Origin of the sequence: Frateuria flava (genome assembly GCF_017837635.1) — a bacterium.
Classification (GTDB): domain Bacteria; phylum Pseudomonadota; class Gammaproteobacteria; order Xanthomonadales; family Rhodanobacteraceae; genus Frateuria_A; species Frateuria_A flava.
In genome coordinates this window covers 1-2,132 of sequence record NZ_JAGJRS010000023.1, presented here as the reverse complement: position 1 = coordinate 2,132, position 2,132 = coordinate 1, and the positions used below count along the sequence as shown (strand labels likewise).

The following is a 2,132-nucleotide window of genomic DNA, read 5'->3' as shown; positions in this document are numbered from 1 at the left end:
CTCCGCCGCTGTAGACCGTGGACCAGGCACCGCCGTTGACGCTTTCCTGCAAGGTGTAGCTGGAGGCCTGGAAGACCGTGCCCCAGCTCACCGTATAGCTGCCCGTTCCATTGGTGCCAGGGGCACTCAGGCTCGGCGCCGAGCTGGGCGGGTTGTACACGTCGCGTTGAACGGCGTTGACCCAGGCGCTGCAGGCGCAGGGGTTGCACGCATGCACGGCATACGAGTGCATGGAAAGCGGCCCGTCGTAGGCGCTCTCCACGTCCTTGGACGTCCCGGTCGTGCTGCCCACGACGCTACCGGTGCTGGCATCCTTGACTTCGTAGTACGTGGCGCCGGTGCCGGGATGGTGATCGCCACGGTCGCGACCGAGCCATAGGGCCCGCAGCCGGTTGTATTGCACCCAGTAAGTGAACCTGACCCCGTAGCTCCAGCGCCTGCGTACCTATGCTCAACAGGAGCGCGTCCTTGGCGACGAACGCTTCCAACGGATGGCGGATGGTAGAAACAACATTGGGGCGACCCGCCGTCAGCCGACCGCGTGGGCGGCCAAGGCACGTCGTAACGGACAGATTTAATTACCCCGCCCCTTTATTTTTATTTGTCGTCCTTGGAGACGACGCGAATGTTATTTACCGGATCCCCGCCAATATCCAATCCCGTGAGGCCGCACGATGTGAAGCTTATTCCGTAAGAATCCGTGCCGCGATCAAATATCCCTGTAACCTCAACGAATTTTCCGTCCAATTCGGTGCCAAGCTCGCCATCAAGCTCACCAAAATTAACGATGCTCAGGCACTCCGAAGCTAGTTTTTCATATTTGTATTCGATGCCAGGCTCCGTTACTAATGCTATCGGCTCAGGCCCTCCCAAGAGGTACCCTCGGACGGTAACTTGCTGACCTGCATAATTTTGCGGATGTTTATTAAGCTCAATGATGGAAACGCGGTGTCCGCTTAGTGTCGCGCAAGAACCCAACCATATAAGGGACGCTAAAAGCAAAAAGATCTTCATCTTGGCCTCGCTGCGTCGACATAAGGCTGCTGTGCGTTAATGGATTTCTCAAGTAGATTTGCTTCCCGACCTGTAAAAGCGCCTTTTAATACGTTGATCTGTATACGCCCGTCAACAATTTGATATACAGCGAGACGACGTTCGCTCACTACAAAATTAACTACACCGTTGCGTAAAGTATGGATAGCATCGCCCGGGCTAACAAAGCCATCTGACGATCTCCCGGGGGTTTTACCGTCGATATGGCTATGGAGGATGGCCGAGCCAGATGGCATATTGGTCACACTAACCCCGTCCTTCTTCCCTGGTATATATATTTGCTTACCGGAGATTGCTTGAACCGTGACATCGGACGTTCCAACTAACGCGAGCACCTTTTCCGGTCTTACCCGAGTCTCGACTTTCGCCATATTGTCCGAAGCAGCGGCCTTCTGCGCTTCGGTCGCGCGCAAATCAGCCGCAGCCCCAGCATCTGAACGGACGCATTTCGACCTGTCCTGCCCCGGGCAGTCCGCGCGTCCATCCGGGTCTATATTGTCGATCGGATTGTTCCCCGCATAGGTATACCTGTTGAAATTAGATGCTTGGCCGGGCGCAGGAGCGATGGGGTCCACACTTAAAAATCTGCCCATTGACGAATCGTAATACCGCTGTTGCATGTACACGAGCCCGGTATCCGGATCCTCCACATGCCCCGTATACCCCGGTCCCGCCGCCACTGGCCCGCCTGCTGCCTGCCATAGGGCCGATAGTCGTACCGCGCGATGATGTTGCCCTGGGCATCCTCCCGCGCCAGCACCATGCCCTGCACATCCGTCAGCACGTACGTCGTCGTTTCCGCCGCCGGCGCCGGGCCACCCCAGCACAGGCTCAGCATTGTCAGCACGACCGCCGCAACGCGCGCCCACGCCGCGCCTCTCCAACCTGATGCTTTCACGATCGCTCCCTCCCTGGTCCACACCCGGCCCGCGCCACCGCGCCGCGCCCGCCTCATAGCTTCACCGCCGTCACCGGACTGGACCATGCCGAGCAGCCGTTGGCGTCACAGGCGCGTGCCGTGACGCTCTGTCCGGAGTGACTGACCTCGGTGGCCGGGATCGATAGCGTCGTGACGTTGA

2 protein-coding genes and 1 pseudogene are annotated in these 2,132 nt (G+C 58.4%); all 3 read right to left on the bottom strand.

Annotated features, from left to right (window positions below):
* A pseudogene (locus J7I44_RS12995) lies at positions 1–403 on the bottom strand (hypothetical protein); the annotation flags it as partial.
* Positions 404–597: 194 nt separating this feature from the next.
* Entirely contained in the window at positions 598–1,014 is a 417-nt protein-coding gene (locus J7I44_RS12990; protein WP_209621543.1) for a hypothetical protein, read from the bottom strand.
* Entirely contained in the window at positions 1,011–1,733 is a 723-nt protein-coding gene (locus J7I44_RS12985; RefSeq protein ID WP_209621540.1) for an RHS repeat-associated core domain-containing protein, read from the bottom strand. Before J7I44_RS12985 ends, J7I44_RS12990 begins: the two co-directional genes overlap by 4 nt.
* Positions 1,734–2,132 lie beyond the last annotated feature (399 nt).